16 protein-coding genes are annotated in these 16,502 nt (G+C 57.5%); 2 read left to right on the forward strand and 14 right to left on the reverse strand.

The genetic code is table 11. The annotated features are described in order from the left end of the window. Positions 1–3: 3 nt before the first annotated feature. The 9 genes from C1725_RS15530 to C1725_RS15570 all read right to left on the reverse strand — a co-directional run bounded on the left by C1725_RS15530 (position 4) and on the right by C1725_RS15570 (position 9,234). Positions 4–1,632, reverse strand: a complete 1,629-nt coding sequence (locus C1725_RS15530) for a CD1108 family mobile element protein (RefSeq protein ID WP_102412511.1) — start codon at positions 1,630–1,632, stop codon at positions 4–6. Beyond that, entirely contained in the window at positions 1,613–3,985 is a 2,373-nt protein-coding gene (locus C1725_RS15535; RefSeq protein ID WP_428829593.1) for a VirB4-like conjugal transfer ATPase, CD1110 family, read from the reverse strand. Before C1725_RS15535 ends, C1725_RS15530 begins: the two co-directional genes overlap by 20 nt. Further along, complete coding sequence (locus tag C1725_RS15540; RefSeq protein ID WP_102412513.1) at positions 3,972–4,319, reverse strand: PrgI family mobile element protein; 348 nt, start codon at positions 4,317–4,319, stop codon at positions 3,972–3,974. The genes C1725_RS15535 and C1725_RS15540 overlap by 14 nt, the downstream gene beginning before the upstream one ends. After that, positions 4,294–4,881 (reverse strand): MT-A70 family methyltransferase, encoded by a 588-nt coding sequence (locus C1725_RS15545; RefSeq protein ID WP_346026902.1) that lies wholly within the window; start codon positions 4,879–4,881, stop codon positions 4,294–4,296. The genes C1725_RS15540 and C1725_RS15545 overlap by 26 nt, the downstream gene beginning before the upstream one ends. Positions 4,882–4,898: 17 nt before the next feature. Then, complete coding sequence (locus tag C1725_RS15550) at positions 4,899–5,705, reverse strand: DNA-methyltransferase (protein WP_102412517.1); 807 nt, start codon at positions 5,703–5,705, stop codon at positions 4,899–4,901. A gap of 15 nt (positions 5,706–5,720) precedes the next feature. Continuing rightward, entirely contained in the window at positions 5,721–6,587 is an 867-nt protein-coding gene (locus C1725_RS15555; protein ID WP_102412519.1) for a VirB6/TrbL-like conjugal transfer protein, CD1112 family, read from the reverse strand. A gap of 12 nt (positions 6,588–6,599) precedes the next feature. Further along, positions 6,600–6,812, reverse strand: a complete 213-nt coding sequence (locus tag C1725_RS15560; RefSeq protein WP_066862403.1) for a Maff2 family mobile element protein — start codon at positions 6,810–6,812, stop codon at positions 6,600–6,602. 93 nt (positions 6,813–6,905) lie between these two features. After that, positions 6,906–8,759 carry a VirD4-like conjugal transfer protein, CD1115 family gene (locus tag C1725_RS15565; protein WP_102412521.1) on the reverse strand — a complete coding sequence of 618 codons (1,854 nt, stop codon included), beginning with the start codon at positions 8,757–8,759 and terminating at the stop codon, positions 6,906–6,908. Beyond that, the gene (locus C1725_RS15570) at positions 8,746–9,234 is read right to left on the reverse strand and encodes a PcfB family protein (protein ID WP_346026724.1); all 489 of its coding nucleotides are present in this window, start codon (positions 9,232–9,234) and stop codon (positions 8,746–8,748) included. The genes C1725_RS15565 and C1725_RS15570 overlap by 14 nt, the downstream gene beginning before the upstream one ends. Positions 9,235–9,288: 54 nt before the next feature. Here C1725_RS15570 and C1725_RS19030 point away from each other — a divergent pair, with 54 nt between their 5' ends. Continuing rightward, positions 9,289–10,047: a hypothetical protein gene (locus tag C1725_RS19030; RefSeq protein WP_146009268.1), complete on the forward strand. Its 759-nt coding sequence runs from the start codon at positions 9,289–9,291 to the stop codon at positions 10,045–10,047. Between the two features lie 32 nt (positions 10,048–10,079). Here C1725_RS19030 and C1725_RS15575 read toward each other — a convergent pair whose 3' ends face one another. From C1725_RS15575 to C1725_RS15590, 4 genes are all read right to left on the reverse strand, one after another. Then, positions 10,080–10,421 (reverse strand): DUF7768 domain-containing protein, encoded by a 342-nt coding sequence (locus tag C1725_RS15575; RefSeq protein ID WP_102412523.1) that lies wholly within the window; start codon positions 10,419–10,421, stop codon positions 10,080–10,082. Positions 10,422–10,726: 305 nt separating this feature from the next. Next, the gene (locus C1725_RS15580) at positions 10,727–12,097 is read right to left on the reverse strand and encodes a ParB/RepB/Spo0J family partition protein (RefSeq protein ID WP_102412525.1); all 1,371 of its coding nucleotides are present in this window, start codon (positions 12,095–12,097) and stop codon (positions 10,727–10,729) included. A 124-nt stretch (positions 12,098–12,221) separates the two neighbouring features. Beyond that, positions 12,222–13,064 (reverse strand): IS3 family transposase, encoded by an 843-nt coding sequence (locus tag C1725_RS15585; protein WP_102412528.1) that lies wholly within the window; start codon positions 13,062–13,064, stop codon positions 12,222–12,224. Next, complete coding sequence (locus C1725_RS15590; RefSeq protein ID WP_102411210.1) at positions 13,061–13,411, reverse strand: helix-turn-helix domain-containing protein; 351 nt, start codon at positions 13,409–13,411, stop codon at positions 13,061–13,063. Before C1725_RS15590 ends, C1725_RS15585 begins: the two co-directional genes overlap by 4 nt. A 353-nt stretch (positions 13,412–13,764) precedes the next feature. Between C1725_RS15590 and C1725_RS19035 the strand changes: the two genes are divergently transcribed. Then, positions 13,765–14,340 (forward strand): hypothetical protein, encoded by a 576-nt coding sequence (locus C1725_RS19035; RefSeq protein ID WP_346026725.1) that lies wholly within the window; start codon positions 13,765–13,767, stop codon positions 14,338–14,340. A 370-nt stretch (positions 14,341–14,710) separates the two neighbouring features. On the opposite strand, the gene uidA is transcribed toward C1725_RS19035, so the two are convergent. Next, positions 14,711–16,477 carry a beta-glucuronidase gene (uidA, locus tag C1725_RS15595; RefSeq protein WP_102412530.1) on the reverse strand — a complete coding sequence of 589 codons (1,767 nt, stop codon included), beginning with the start codon at positions 16,475–16,477 and terminating at the stop codon, positions 14,711–14,713. Positions 16,478–16,502: the final 25 nt, after the last annotated feature.

Consider the following 16,502-nt stretch of genomic DNA (forward strand, 5'->3'; position numbering starts at 1 on the left):
CAATCATGGTAAACGCCCATAGGCGTAGAAATGAGCCTGCCAATAGCTGCTGTTCAGGTTGGAATATTGGATGGGGTCGCCACAGTGGAGCATGATCCCGTCGCCCACATAGATGCCACAGTGGGAACAGCCCGCCGTGTCATAGGTGCCCACGAAGAAAACAAGGTCGCCGGGCCGGGGGGTGGAAACGGGGGTGCAGATGTTATATAGGCTCGTCGCCCCCAGGCGGCCCACGTCCCAGCCGGAATGATTGATGACCCACGACACGAAGCCCGAACAGTCAAAGGACGTGCTGGGAGAGTAGCCGCCCCACACATAGGGATAGCCGATGTACTTTTCCGCCTCGGCCAGAATGGCCGCAAACCGCTCGTCGGCCAGATATTCCTCGGGCACCTCATAGTCCGGGGGCGGGTTGGTAACGTACTTTCCCACATAGTCGGAGCCGGGGAACAGGTCGGGCCGGTTGCCCAGGGTCGCCATAAAGAGGGCGTACCGGGAGAGCTGTTCCTCGCCCATGATGTAGATCGGGAGCTTGGAAAGGTTGAAGTTTTCCAGCGACACATAGCAGATGTAATAGTCGTAGGGCACCTCCACATCGTACTCGTTCCCCTCGCTGTCCGTCCGGGTGTCGGTGTAGTAGCGCGTTTCCACCACCACATTTTCCGTGAGAATATACTGGCGGTCAAAGAGCATTTGCAGGGTGTCCCGCACCTCGTCCACCGTCCAGGCCCCCTCATGGAGCGCACAAAGGATGGAAAGCAGATTATAGGGGTCGTGTTCGATCTCGTCCAGGTCGTAATGGTATTCGTCATAGCTGTGGGTGGACTCGTAGCTGTCCAGGTAGTCCCGCAGCTCCTCCTCCAGCGCCGCATAGGCGGCCTCGGCCCCCAGCAGGTCGCCGTCCTCGGCGGAGTAGGTGCTGGCGGCCACCGCGCCCACCGTGGCGTTACCCAGGGACACCATCTGCGACATACAGGACTGCATGATGAGCAGGAGCAGAAAGCAGGCCACCAGGATCAGCGCCCCCACGGGATGCCGCCTGACGAAGCCTGCCACGGCCCTGCCCGTGGCGGCGGTGGTTTTTCCCGCCGCCTTTGTGCCCTGCTTGGCGGCCTCCCGCGCCTTTTTTTGATATTGCTTTTTCAGCTTGTGCTTATACCACTGGCGGGAGAGGGCGTTTTTCATAGCCTCGGGGTGCTCCTGGGCCAGCTTGCGGGTCTGGTAGTCGGCCTGGGCTTTGAGATAGCTGGACTCGGCGTGAGCGGCGGCCCTGGCCGGATGGGTGCGGGCGCGCTTTTTCACAAACCGCGCCCCGCCCCGCAGGGCGGTCTCGCCCACCATCTCGGAGCGGTGAGCGCCCTCGGTGCCCACGTTATCCTGCTCCACTTGAAAGAGCTTGCCGTGGACATAGCCATGCACTCCCCGCCCGGCCGCCCGGCCCACCCGTTTGACGGGGCCGGGCCGCTTGGGCGGTTTTTGGTTTGCCAGCTTCTCCCGGGCGGCCTCCAGCTTGCCGCCCCGTTTCTCCATGCGGAGCTTGGACTTGTTCAGCCGCTCCTGTGTGCTTTCCTGCCGGAACTTCTGGCCAGCCTGACCAGAAGTTTCCCCGGCCTCATTCGTCGTTTTGTTCATGGGCCTTGTCCTCCGGCTTAGTGGTCAACAGGGCATACAGCTCGGTATTTTGGGGGAAGCGATCCACGAAGGGGATGGCGGTATCGCCGTAGAACAGCAGGCCCTCGCCGGAGCCGGAGTGCGTGACATAGGAAAGCTGGTGGGGGCTGATCCCCAGGTGGCTGGCCAGCACCTCCCGATCCCCGGCGGCCTGGGACAGCAGATAGAGAAAATCGCAGTTGCCGAAAATGGACTCGATCTCGCTGCTCTCCAACAGGCTTTTGACATTTTGAGTAATGCCGCTGGGGATGGCCCCCCATTTGCGGAACCGGCGGAATATCTCCACGCAGTAGGCCCCCACCTGGGGATCGGACAGGAGCACATGGAACTCGTCTTGATATACCCACGTCGATTTATGCCTGTCCCGGTTGACCGTGACGCGCCCCCATATCTGATCGGTGAGAATGAGCAGGCCGATCTTTTTCAGCATCTTCCCCAGGGATTTAATGTCGTAGCAGAGCAGCCGGGAATTGACCTCCACGTTGGTACGGTGGTTAAAGAGGTTGAGCGATCCCGTGCAGTAGAGCTCCAGGGCCGACGCCACCCGGCGGGCCTCCGGCTCCGGCTGGCGAAGAAGCTCCTCGTACAAGTCCTGGAGAATGGGCATCCGCTCCGGAGCCGGGTCTGCCAGATAGGGGCGGTAGACATTCCGCACCGCCCGGTCGATGACGGTCTTTTCCACCGGGGCCAGCCCGCCCCGGCCCCCCACGATGAGCTCACACAGGGACAAGATAAAGTCGCTTTTCAGGGATAGCGGATCTTCATCGTCGGCATAGTCGGGGGTAATGTCCATGGGGTTGATGTAGGTGCCGGAGCTGGTCGAAGGGGTGAGCTTCACCACCTGGCCCCCCAGGCGGTGGACAAGGGGGTAATATTCCCCCTCCGGGTCTGCAATCACGATGTCGTCCTCCGGCCACGTCAAAAACACATTCACAATCTCCCGCTTGGCCGCGAAGGATTTTCCGCTCCCGGGGGTGCCCAGGAAAAGCCCGTTGGGATTTTTCAGCCGCTTGCGGTCAGCCATGATGACGTTGCCGGAAAGGGCGTTCATCCCGTAGTAGAGGGCCTGCCCGTCCATCCGCAGCTCCTTTGTCATAAAGGGAATGAAAATCGCCGTGGAGCTGGTGGTCATGCCCCGCTGGATCTCGATGCCGTTGTACCCCAGCGGCAGAGAGGACATATAGCCCTGCTCCTGCTGCCAGTCCAGCCGCCGCAACGCGCAGTTGTGCTTTTGGGCGATGCCGGACACCGTGAGCACCTCGTTCTCCAGCTTCTCCCGGGTGGGGGCCGTGTTCACGATTAAGAACGTGAGCAGGAACATCCGCTCGTTGCGGGATTGGAGGTCGGCCAGCAGGGCCGCCGCGTCCTTGGCGTAGGTAATGAGATCGGGTGGCAGGATGTCCGGGTCATAGCCGCTCCGGGTGGCCTTGCGCTGCTCCTCCACCTTCATCTTGTCGATGTCGGAGATTTTACCCTTGACCGTCTTGATGGCCTTGGTCTGGTCAACGGTCTGGACGTGGAGGGTGACGGTCATTTCCGCGTCCAGCTCCAACAGCTCCAGAAGGAGCTTGTCGGACAGCTCGGAGGCCATGATCTGCAAGTAGGAGGCCGCGCCCCAGGACTGGCCCACCCGGAAGGAGCGGGACTGCCGGAAGTCGAAGCTGTAGGGAACAATGAAATCTTTCGTCCCCATGCCCGTCTTGGGGATGTCCCCCCAGGAGAAGCGGAAGGGCTCCCGGCCCCCTGGGTGCATTTGCCCATGGAGCGCCTCCAGCCGCTCCCGCCCGTCCAGGGCTACGGAATGTACCCCCAGCCGCTTGAAGTTGCCCATGATGTCCGCCTCCACCCGCTCCAGCCGGGGCCGGGCGGCGGCGAGGTCGGCGGCGGCAATACCAAAGGTGATGTACTTGGAGCGCACGATCCCGTTGTTGCTCCGGGCAATCTGCCGTTTGAGCATTTCCGTATACTCGGCCCGGATGCTGTCAAAGGCATCCTGGGCCGGGGGAATGTTCACCTTGTAGCGGCCCCCGCCACGGGAGCGGTGGTTGACGAAGGAGAGCTGGAAGGGCAGGGCGCTGTCAAAGTAGTTCAGGAAGGAGCACCAGCCGCTAAAGATAGCCGCCTGATCCTCCGTGGAAGCCACCGAATAATTGATGTCCTCATAGGCGATGGTCTTGGTATAGTAGCCGTCCCGCACCTTGCAAACGCCGTCTTTGAGCATTTCCACATAGGGGACGGTCTGCTGGGCGGACAGGGCCGCCCGCCCTTTACCCCTTGCGGGGCCGTGTTTTGCTGTGGGGTTACTTTTGGTCAATCGGCTCCTCCTTTCCTGTAAATGGGGCGTACATATTCTCCGTGCGGTAGGGCCTCACGCCGGGGCGCAGAAACCGCGCCCGGACGATGTGACCCACCACCTTTTCAAAGGGCTGGCCGTCCCGCTCATACATCGCCAGGAAGAAGGCCGGGAGCATGACGGCCAGCATCAGGAACATAGCCCCGGTATTGCCGATGGCGCTCCGAGTCAGTAGGAAGGCCGGGACGCCCACCAGCGCCGCGCCGCCGAAGCACAGGAGCTGGCGGCGGGTCAGGTTCAGCGCCAGCTTGGTCTTGATTTTGGACAGGTCATTGGGAACGTTCACATAGGCCATGCGCTGCCTCCTCTCCGGCCCCGCCCACCTCTGGCCACGATGGCCATAAGTTGGCGGAAGGCGTTACCTCGTTGCCCCACACGTCCCAGCCGGGCGTGGTCTGCCGGGCGAACAGCTCCACGCGGGGCACGTCCCCCAGCAGGGCCACAATCTTGTCCCGCGCCTCGTCCGGCTTTTTGCTGTGGGCCTCGATGGGGGAAATGATGAACTGGTGGACGTTGGCCGCCTGCCGCTTGGGGCGGCCCCTGGTCGCCAGCAGGCACACCTCCGTATTGGCCCTTGTCCAAAAGCCCAGGCCATAAAACCAGCTATCCGCCTTGCGGTTCTTTTTCAGCCAGACAAAGGCCGCGCTCTTGTAGGTGAAGCCCCAGGCCCGGATCAGCCGCAGGGCCTCCGGGAGCTGGGGGAAGGTGGCCCACAAAAAAAGCGCACAGTCCGGGGCCGCCAGATCGGCCACGGGCAGAGCGCATAACTCGTCAATCCCCATTGTGGGGTAATGCTTTTCAGCCGCCCCCGGTAAACCCTTTTGAGCGTAGCGCCAGGGGGGATCGGCGTAGATGATGGAATAGTCTCCGATAGTTACACTCCCTTCCCGCCCTGGTTGACGGCCTCCCGCGCCCGTTCCAGGCGCTCGGTGGCCGGGCCGTAAAAGGCCGGGGCGTTTTCAAAGCAGATGTATCGGCGGCCCGTGTTCAGGGCGGCCACCGCCGTTGTGCCGCTCCCCGCGCAGATGTCCGCCACCACCTGGCCCTCCCGGGTGTAGGTGCGGATCAGGTACTCGCACAAGTCCACCGGCTTCTGCGTGGGGTGGATACCGCTGGCCACGGTGGAGAAGGCCAGCACATTCCCGGGGAAGCGCCGCCCGTCCGACTCGCCGCTGGTACGCTCAAACTTCCCATAGTTGGGGCTGTTGCCGCTGCGGTGGTGGATTTTCTTGTACGGCTCCCCCTGGTCGAACTGCGGATAGTAGGCCGGGGCCTTGCGGTAGAACACCAGAATGTTCTCCGACTTTTTCAGAGGGGCCCGGCGGGCGTTGAGAAACCCGGTGCAGCGGCTTTTGTACCACACCCACTCATAGCGGAGCATGGGGAGGTTGGAGGCCCCCAGCACCTTGTCATAGGGACACTGGACGAACAGGAGCACCGCGCCCTCCGGCTTTACCGCCCACCGCACCGCCTCCCACAGCTCCGGGAGGGGCAGGGGCACGTCCCAGTAATTCCGGGTGGTGCCGTAGGGCGGATCGGTCAGGAGCAGATCGACGGAGTGACGGGGCAGGGAGCGCAGCCCCTCGATCCCGTCCATGAGAAACAAACCGTCCGGGGCCAGGGGCCGCCCGTCCGGGGCAAAGCTCTGGCCACACTGGCCAGAAGTAAAATGGTCTGTCATGTATCACCTTTCCTTTTAGTGAGCGCCAAACACGCGCTGGGCGATGCCGCCCGTTTTGAACAACATGAAGCAGAGCAAAACTGTGTAGCCGATAGTTCCCCACACGGCCCCAATGGGGTCGCCGCTGGTGGCGATGCCCTGAATGAGCACGGCGTAGATCGCCACGCATACCAGAATGAGCATCCCCTGGAACGCCACGGCAAACAGGGCTTTTAGGTAGTTCTGCCCCGTCCCACCCAGCTCCCGGTTAGAGAGGGTCGCCACGGGGATGGGCGCTAAACTGGTGAGCAGGTATATTTCTATCATACGGCCATACACCAGCACGAAAATAATGAGGTTCAGGGCCAGCATGGTGACATTGATGAGGATGGACTGCATAAACAGGCCCAACAAGGGGCCCAGCTCCATGCCCTCCAGCGTCGTTTCCAGGTTCGCCAGCATGTCCGGCGTGATGTCCGTGGAGCCTTGGATCAGCCCCGCCGCGCTTGCAATCGCGCTCTGCGACACGTCGAACACAGCCATTACAATATTGAAGGTATTGGAGAGAATGAGGATGGCGCAGGCGGTTTTGAATACCCACTTGTAGATATTCGCCACGTCAAACTCGTGCATATTGTTCTTTTCCAGGATCATCTGGATCAGCTCATAGGTTGCTACAAAAGTCAAAACCAGCCCGGCAATCGGCAGGATCACCGTTTCGGAAAGCTGGCGGATCAGGGAGAACACCCCGGCGTGCCACGCCGCCGGGGTCGTCCCCACCTGTGCCGCGATCTCCCCGACTTGGGCGTTGACGTTATCAAACAGGCCGCTCAGGTTGCCCATGATCCCGTCAATCAAAAGCTCTTTAAGCCATTCCGTGATCCAGTCGGTGAGAATACCCATGTGCTGCCGCCCTTAAAACAGCGAGGACAGCAGGGGGATCAGCGTCGTGCCCAGGACGATGATGCCGCCCCCGGCCATGAGCTGCTTGATCCCCTGGCTTTTGGCCGCTGCGTTATCCGAGCCGTAGCCCTCCAGCAGATTGACCACGCCCCACACGGCCAAACCAGCGCCCAGGGCGATCACAAGGGTTTGAAGGGTCGTAACGGCGGTAGCGAAAAACTGCATAGTGCCTCCATTTCTCCGGGGCGCTCGGCCCCGGCCATAAAAAAGCCGCCCTTTCAGGCGGCGGGTTCATCTTCTGGCCACGATGGCCAGAAGCTATACAAAGGCGTCCGGGTCGTCGAGATCGTCATAGTTGAGGATGTCCTCGTCCTCTTCCATGTGCTCGTCCGGCACGTCCACCTCGTACACGGTATATAGCTCGTCGGGGTTTATGTCCTTCATGCGCCGGTCAATCAGGCGGCCCAGGTCAAAGGCGTTTTTCTTGTTGGCCTCGGCGGTGTATTTGTAATTGGGGTGCTGTTTCAGATCGTACTTGGGGGAGTAGAACGGCGGCAAGCCCCGGAGCTGCAAAATGCACTTGTCGCCCGGCATGGTGGCGAGCTCGGCGGGGGTCATCAGCTCCCGGCCCAGCCGCTGGGTGTTCAGGTTGAAACTTTCCGACTGTCCACGGGAGCGCCCTTCGGTCTGCATGGAGATGGTGGCCTTGCCCAGCCAATTTTCTGAAATCTCCTTGATGGTGGAGCTTTCCCGGCCACCCAGGAAAATCACGCTGTCCATGTTGCCTAAAATCGTCTCCGCGTTCTTGTCATAAATGGCCTTACACTGCGCCATCTGCTGGTAGAACAGGCACAGACTGACCTCGCGTGAGCGGATAACGGCCACCAGCTTTTCGAGCTGGGGCACCTGTCCCGTGTTCGCAGCCTCATCCCAAAGCACCCGCACATGATGGGGCAAGCGGCCCCCGTGGACGGTATCGGCCCTCTCACAAAGCAAATTGAACATCTGCGAAAAGGCCAAAGCCACTAAAAAATTGTAGGTGGTGTCGGTGTCGGAAATGCAGAAAAAGGTGGCCGTCCGTCTGTCGCCCATGCGGTCAAGCTCCATTTCGTCATAGGACATGATCTCCCGGAGTTGGGGGATGTCGAAGGGGGCCAGCCGAGCGCCGCATGAAATAAGTATGCTGCGCGCCGTCTTGCCGCTGGCCAACTTGTACTTTTTATACTGCTTCACTGCGAAACAATCCGGCTTGCGCTTTTCCAGCCCCGCGAACATATAGTCCACCGCGTTCATAAAGTCGTCGTCCTCTTCCTTGACCTCCATGCCGGAAATCATGTCCACCAGGGTATTCATGTTTCGATCCTCAGCGGGGGCCTCAAAAATGATATAGGCGATTAAGGAGCAATACAGCAAGGTTTCCGCTTTCGTCCAAAAGGGATCGCCCTCCTTGCCCTCCCCCTTGGTGTTGGAGATCAGGGCGTTGACGAACTTAAGAATGTCGGCCTCGTTGCGGATGTACGCCAACGGATTGTAGTGCATGGATTTTGAAAAGTCGATGCTGTTAAAAACCTTGATCCTGTACCCACGCTTCTTTTGCAGAAACCAGCCCACTTGGGAGAGGACGCCGCCTTTCGGGTCTACCACCACATAGCTGCATCCGCCGTTTTTGTCCGCGCTGGCCTGCAATAGCTGGGGGGTCAGCCAAAACCGAGTCTTGCCGGAGCCGGACGAGCCGATAATACAGCAATTCAGATTGCGGGCGTTGGCCGGTATCTTGGGCCGGGTGTTCATGGTGAGAAACTCCGTCCCGGTGAGAATGACGTTGTTTTCAAACTTGGGATCGGTGAAGGGGGCTATATCCTTGGGGGTACCCCATCGGGCACTGCCGTACTCCGCGTCGGGCCGGTATTTCTTGGCCTTTTTCGTCTTGCAGTAGATGAGCAGCCGGAAGGCCGCCGCCCCCACGATGCCCACCAGCCAATCGAAAGGTACAAGCCCCGGCGCGAAGTCGGCAAAGGCCGGGCCGATGGTCTGGATCGTCCCGATGAGCTTTTCACCGAAGCCAGCGCCGGATGCCAGACGGTAGGCCGTCCCCACCTTCAGGCAGGCCCACAGGATAAATAGATAAGGTAGATTGGGTAAAATGTATTTGCGTATTTTATCTGTCCTCAGCCGCTACCTCCTTTTCCCTTTCCCGTTGGCGCTGGGGCTGTTGGCATACCAACGCCTGGGCGCGTTTGAGCTGTTCCCGGATGGGGACGCGCCGATCCTTGGAGCGGTTCAGCATACGGCGGGAGTATTCCGCAAAACAGCCCGTGACAGCATCGGCCTGTCTTGCCTTGAACAACAACAGGTACTTACCCTTATCCACGGGCCGGATGGCGTAGTCCACGCCCCAGCGCCGGGCCACCCGGTCAAACAGCCGGGTATCGCCGGGCAGCTCCATGCCACTGGTGTCCCCAACCTGGCCCATGAGCTTTCTCACGCTCTGCTTGCCCTGGGGCGTTTGGGCAGCCCGCTGGGCTTTGCGGATTTTCCTGGCCGCCGCGCCCAGCACATAGGCCAGTCCCTGCGCCGTCAGCTTGCTGGCCCGGACGGTGATGGCGATGGCGCTCCGGGAAATTTCGTCACTTACCAGTAGCTTCACCACCTTCAAAAAAGTTGTTGTTATGATATAATAATGTCAAAAGGGGGGATCGATTTGGAAGAACAAGAACGGTGCTATTGGTGCGGAGCGCCTGCAACTTCAAAAGAGCATGTTCCACCAAAGTGTTTATTTCCAGAAACAAAGGATATTAAAAAAATATACGGCAAAGATTTGCGTAAAGATTTAATTACCGTTCCATCTTGTGATGAGCATAATTTGCGGAAGTCAAATGATGACGAATACCTGATGGTCTGTCTTGCATCAAGGACGGGGAATAATGCCGAGGCCTATATTCATACATGTACGAAAGTAAGACGAGCAAGAGATAGAAATCCACGACTAGTAGTAGTTGAAAGTGAGGATGAAATTAGAACAGAAAATACAGTTTTTCCAGTTCAGTGGGTTAACGTGGATATGATCCGGCTGTTCCACTCCTTTGAAGCGATAGCTCGTGCATTGTATTATTATGACTTTGGGGTGCGCTTCGAGGGTGACTGCCAAATCGTAACACGGCTTTGTTTTCATCCAGAAGCGATTGAGAGCACTGTTTTCAATGCAAGGGCATGTAAAATGATTGAAATGGAAATGCCACATTGGCACACTGAAGTAAAAGGGAATAATCCCGCTATCTTTACATATCAGTTCAGCCCAGAGGATGCCATGAAAGTTAGAACACTTTGTTTGACATTTTATGAGAAAACACAAGTGTTTGTTGCGTTATCACGAATGACGGCCGAAGAAATTGCCTTTCAACGGGAGAAAAACAAAAATATTATTGATGCAATATTTGGAGATGTATTGAAGCCTGACTGATTTAGCGAAATCAGCTCAAAGTAGAGACACAATTAACGGCGCCCCTGGCCCTTGACCGTCAGGATGCCCTCCAGGGTGGTAGCCGTGATCCCCAGCCGCTGGGCCACGGCGATGTCGTTTTTCATTTCCTCAGTAATAGGGATGCCGCACACCACCAGCACACGGGAGCGCCGGAGCAGGTCGCGGCCCATGTCGATGCCGTTCTTGTGCTCCTCCGGCACCGCGTCATTGAGGAACAGGGGAAGATACAGCGTCGGGCAGATGGGAGCAAAGCCCGCCTCATACACGGTTCGGCAGTATTCCGCCGCCTGTTGCGTCACCTCGCAGGGATCGCCGCGCCACGCGGCGGTTATATACGCAAGGGGTCGTTTCATAATGAGAACCTCCAATTTCTAAATTGAGTTGCGGGGGAGCGGTCAACCCTATCCCCCCGCCCTTTCCCTATCCAGGGAAAGGGGGCGGCTCTGGAGGATATACCCCTGCCGCGCCGCTGGGTGTGGCACAGCCGGGGCAGGCCGTCAAGGGCAAACCGCCGCAAGCGGCGGGGCGTGCCGCCCCCTTGACAGCCAGCTCCCGCCCGCGCCCGGAGATAGGCGGCGACGGGGGATATAAACCACCAGACCCTTTCAGTAGGGGGGACGCGGGGAAAGAAAAAACTTCTGGTCACGATGGCCAGAGGTTACTCCTTTTCCATATCCACCTTTTTGTCGCCCTTGCCCAACTCCGGGGGCTGTTTCTCCTTCCATTCGTCCAGCAGGGCCAGAATCTGGCCCTTCATTTCATCAACCGGGGCCTCCGGGCCGAAATACTTCTCCAGTTCAGCGCCAGTAATAATCACGTTGCGATCCTCCTTCTTTTTTACTTCACTCAAAATGGTATCAACCACATCGGTATTCAGTTCTTTTTTCTTGTCCAGCTCCCGCATCCGCTTTGCCTGTCCCTGGGATGGGGAGCCCAGTGTATCAATGGAAGCGGCGATATACTTCTGGAGCTTAGGCCGGATACGGGAAATCTCCACGGCGGGGGTAAAGGACAGCTTGCCCTCGTCCATTGTCTTTTTCAGTTCGGGAACAAGGTCATCCAGCCAGAGATACCGCTGCACCGTCTTGATGCTCATGCCGTTGCGCTCACCCACCTGGGCAAGGGAGAGCTTACCTGCCTCCTCGTCATCCCCACGAGCCCCCTGGTGCTTGATCGCCTCATATTGCTGTTTGATGGCCAGGGCCTTCTCGCTGGGCAATAGCTTTTCCCGGTGCCGGAGGTTATCGTCCGTCATGGCGATAATGGCCTCATCATCGGTCATTTGCCGGACGATACACGGCATATTGAAGTACCCGGCCAGTTCGCTGGCCTTGTGCCGACGGTGGCCCGCGATAATCTCGTAGCCGCCATCGGGATGGGGGCGCACCAGCGCGGGCTGGTTCACACGGCCCGTCTTGACGCTTTCCACCAGGGCCTGCATTTCCACATCATCCCGCACGCCGAAGGGGTTGAGCGGGGAGGGGTGGAGCTCCGACAGGTTGATATATTCAACCTTCTCCTCCACGCCGCTGGAAGCATCGCGGGGCTCGGGCGGGTCAACCGTGGGGGCCGGAGGGTTCTCAGCAGTCGAGCCTCCTTTATCGGCGGCCTTGGGAGCGCGGCCTGCCTTGCCCGGTGCGGCCCGCTTGCCCTTGCTGGGGGTATCCTGGGTTTTGGGCGGGCGGCCCCGCTTGGGCTTCTGCTTGCGGGCCTCCAGTTCGGCGCTGGGTATTTCCCACTCCTGACGGTCATCATCCTCCAGGGACTTACCCCTTTGGGTCGGGCCATCAGGGGAATCAGTCACCTCCGGCGCGGGCGGGTCTTTCTTATCCGTCACGGCGGCCTCGTCACCGCCGCCAGCGCCCTCCAGAACATCCGAGAGGTTGGTCACCTTATCCGAAGACGCGGGGGGATTGTCAATCCCCGGAATCACGCCCTGCTCGGCGGTAGGGGGGCCCGGTGTCTCAGGCTCATGGGACTCCGGCGCGGGCGTTTCCCCCGTGCCGGTGATTTTCGTTTCGTCTGCCATTCACGGATACCTCCTCTTTCTTGGCATGAAAAAAGGCCAAACCTAACGGCGTGGCCTACGAGGATATATGAAAACGCCGCCCATAGTCTTGAAGTGACCCCCAAAAGTTAGACAAATAGTTTAATTAAGCAGCCGCAAGGGCTTGCTGTCTGTGCATCGCAGGTGGCAAGCCCATTGTCTTTGCCTTGCGACGACGGTTGTTGTAGTAATCAAGATAGTCAGTCAGTTCATTCTTAAAATGTTCCATGGAATGAAACGTCTGCAAATACAGCAGCTCACTCTTGAGCAGGCCAAAGAAGCTTTCAATCACCGCGTTGTCCAAACAGTTGCCTTTGCGACTCATGCTCTGATAAATTCCTTTTTCTTTGAGCATTCTTTGGTACTGCTTGTGCTGATACTGCCAGCCTTGGTCGGAGTGTAGGATAAGATTTGTTCCATCCGAAATTTTTGCAAAGGCATTGTTCAGCATAGTTGTCACCATAGACAGCGCTGGCCTGTCCGAAATGGTGTAGCTGACGATATCCCGGCTGCACAGGTCGAGGATTGGCGACAGGTAGAGTTTTTGCCCAAAGAGACTGAACTCCGTGACATCGGTCACCCACTTTTGATTCGGCTTCTCTGCTTCAAATTTGCGCTCCAGCAGATTTGGCGCAATTTTGCCAACTTCTCCTTTGTAGGAATGATATTTTTTCATCCGGACGCGGCAAATGAGTTTCAGGTCACGCATCAGTCGCTGTACCGTCTTGTGGTTGAGGACAAAACCTTTGTCACGCAATTCGTCTGTGATACGGCGGTAGCCGTAGCGACCTCTGTGCTCATGATAGATGGCCGATATCAACTCTTTTTCCCATTTGTATTTTTCTGGCGCGGCCTGTCGCTTTATGTGGTAATAGTAAGTGGCACGCGGGAGTTGAGCGATGGAAAGGAGCAGATCCAGCCGAAAATCTTGCCTCAGTTTTTGAATCACCAGTGTTTTTTGTGCTGGCGTCGCTCGTCTTCCAAAACCAAGGCTTGCAAGTTTTTTAGGTACGCATTCTCCGCTCGTAGCCGCTGCACTTCTGCAAGCAAGTCTTCTTCTGTTTTTTCAGGTAGCCTTGGTGGACGTCCCTTACTCCCGCGTCCACGACGCTCCACGCAAAAGCCTTCCGGACCTTCTGTTAGGTAAATACGCTCCCACGCCGCGACCCGCTTGTCGTCTCCAACCTCGAATTGTCGCGCTGCTTCCTTGTAACTCAACCTTTCCTGTTGCATTGTTTCTACCACTATCGTCTTAAACTCTGGCGTGTATCGCTTGTTTGGTCTCCCTTTTGGCATAAAAAGCACCCCCAACGTTTTCAGTATACCATACTGTCTAACATTAGGGGGGCAGTTCATCTCCATAGGGCGGCGCTTTGCTCATAGTTTAGTTTTTTGTTGTAAATACTGCTTTCTGATTGCCTACAAACCATTGATTTTACTGGGTTTCTTCAAATCCTATAATTCCACTCCGACCATTGGAAAGACCGTCGACTTTTGTCGGCGGTCTTTTACTACGCCTTTGTTTAGCAGGTTTATCAGATATAAAAAACGGTTAAGTCCCACAATTCACTCGGAAGCAAAACTGAGTGACAGGATTTACTATAAGTGCTATACTTTATTAAATATTATTTATGTTTAAGGATGAAAATATGGATAAATTTCTAGAAGCAATCATTAGTGGAATAGAGAAAAACTTAAAAAATCCAAAACTATATGCTTTTATAGCAGTAGTTATATTCGTGTGTGCACTTGTTTTTCCTTACATTGATGCCAACTACTTTTTTTATCATCGAATCGAAAAACGAATTCGTATTTTACAAAGTATTTCACAGTTTGACTATGAAGAAATATCCCAAGAGCCCTTACTTAAAAAAGAGTATGATGCTATACTTGTGGAAATAGACCAACAAAGAAACTGGTCCATTTCCAGTGCTGCTCAAAATTCAAATAGCGATGATGTCAAAACAGTTATGTTATTTAAATTTCTATCTGGTGCTGTTCTTTCTTTGCTAATAACTTTATGTATTCCTTTTATGAACACATTTAAAGACAGGCAGACTAAAGTAATAGCTTTTTTCTGTCTTCTAATTCTTAGTAGCGTCCTTGGAGGAATTGGCTATTTAATACCAACCTTTTTTAACCCTTGGATAAACTATGTGGGCTGGCCAATTCTGCAAATTGTTTTTGTAGCTGGATTGGCCATGAAACCAAAAAAGACAGAATGAGTACAGCTTGCCGCTTGCGTCTATAAAATTGTTTTTCCAGTTCGCTCCAAGTCCTACAATTACGCTCCGACCAGGAAAAAGGCCGTCGACGTTTATCGGCGGTCTTTTCATTTCCCTATGTTTATGTGGTTTATCCCTCAATTTCTCTACCACATCCTTATGGCAGGCTCCCGCACAGAGTTCAGAACCAGAATTTTTAATTCGCAGTCCTATTAAAAACATATATTCTGATTCACACTATCGCATTGCAATGCGAGATGTGCCCGCCTCAGCACGCAAGCAAGGCCTCCATCCCCAAAAACGCCGGCATAAATCATTCTACCCAAATGCTGCCGGCAGCCATTTGCCGGCAGCATTTTTCATGCGCTCCTTATTTCTTTTCCCACCGCGCCCGCAGGAAGTGCGCCGCCAGCTTAGGCCTGCGCTCGCGCGTGAACACGCCCTTCTTGTTGCCGCCCACACGCATGATGTTCTCCGCGGTCGCAAAGTCCGCAAAGTTCCAGACATGCTCGCCCGTGATGAACGGCAGGCGGTCAAAAACCTCGCCGTAGGCCTTTAAAAAAGCCGCCTGATATTCCTCGCTGAAAAGGCCCGGCGTCGCGTCGTGCAGGCCCGCGATCGTATCCGCGCCGTACTCGCCCAGCATGATCGGCTTGTCAGGACAGCGCCTGTGGAAGCCCAGCAGCTCGTCCTCCAGCAGCTTAGCCGCCGCAGGCAGGTCGCCCGCCGTGTCGTACCAGCCTCGATAGCGGTTGAGCACCAGCACGTCGCACAGCTCCGCGACCTTGCACGTCTCCGGCGTGGAGCCTCCGTACGTCACGATCGTCACCGGGCGGCGCTGAGGGTCGAGCGTACGCGCCAGATTCGTCAGCGGCTCGAAGTACTCCCTGGCCCCCTCCTCCTCGCTCGCGGGCTCGTTCGCCACGCTCCACATCACCACACACGGGTGGTTCTTGTCGCGCGCGATCATCTCGCCGATCACGTCCCTGTGGTGCTCCGCCGTCTTCATCGTCTTCCAGGTGCCGTTCGGTTCGCCGCCCAACAGACCCACCGCCGAAAAGCCCGTGTGCAGCCCGACGGCGGGCGCCTCCGCGATCACGAGGATCCCCTCCCGGTCGCACAGGCGCAGCATTTCCTCGCTGTACGGATAATGGCTGGTGCGGAAGGAATTGGCGTTGAGCCACTTGAGCAGGGCGACGTCCTTGACGTTGTACGCCTCGTTAAACCCGCGCCCGTTTACCGGGCTGTCCTCGTGCTTGCCGAAGCCCTTGAGATATACGGGCTTTCCGTTCAGGCAGACGCGGCAGTTTTCGAGGGTCACGTCCCGGAAGCCGAACGGCTCCTCGTACACGTCCTCGCCGTCCGCCCCCGCGAGGCGCACCGCCAGGCGGTAAAGCGCCGGCTGCTCCGGCGACCAGGGCGTGACGCCCTCTACCCTTCCCTCAAACGCGGCCCCTGTAAACGCGGCGAGCTCCCGTCCCTCGCCGTCCAGCACGCGCGCGGAAATTTCGCCCGCCCCGGACGTCTCTACGCGGCAGGAGAGCCGCCCGTCCGCGTGCGCGACGATCGCGACGTCCGTGATGCGCACGTTCGGCACGAGCATCAGCTTCACCGGGCGCATGATGCCGCTATAGTTGAAAAAGTCAAAGTTCGGCAGGTCGATCGCCTTGTCCGGCAGGCCCTCCACGCGCCGCGTGGTCATCCGCCCCGCGGGCAGCGTCGTCTCGTCCACGACGTTGTTTACCAGCACCGTCAGCAGGTTCTCGCCCGGACGCGCCGCGCCCGTAACGTCCGCCTCGAAGGGCAGGAAGCCGCCCCTATGCCGCGCCACGAGCTCGCCGTTCACGTATACGCTCGCCTGATGGGTCACGCTGCCAAAGCGCAGCAGCACCCGCTTTCCCGGCAAAAGCGCAGGTATTTCAAACGTCCGCTGGTAACAGAGGTTGCCCACGTGCTCGCGAAAGTCGCGCCCTTCGTACAGATCGTTATAAGCGCTGGGCACGGCCATGGCGCGCAGGTGCGGCAGGCGCCTTCCCGCCCAGCCCTCCTGCGCCGAAAGCCCATCGTCCAGTTGAAAATCCCATATGCCGTCCAGGCTGAAGACCAGACGGCTCTGCGTCATCGACGGATACAACATGTTAAAAAACCTCCGTTTCTCGTCC

It is taken from the genome of Beduinella massiliensis (assembly GCF_900199405.1).
Taxonomy (GTDB): domain Bacteria; phylum Bacillota; class Clostridia; order Christensenellales; family Aristaeellaceae; genus Beduinella; species Beduinella massiliensis.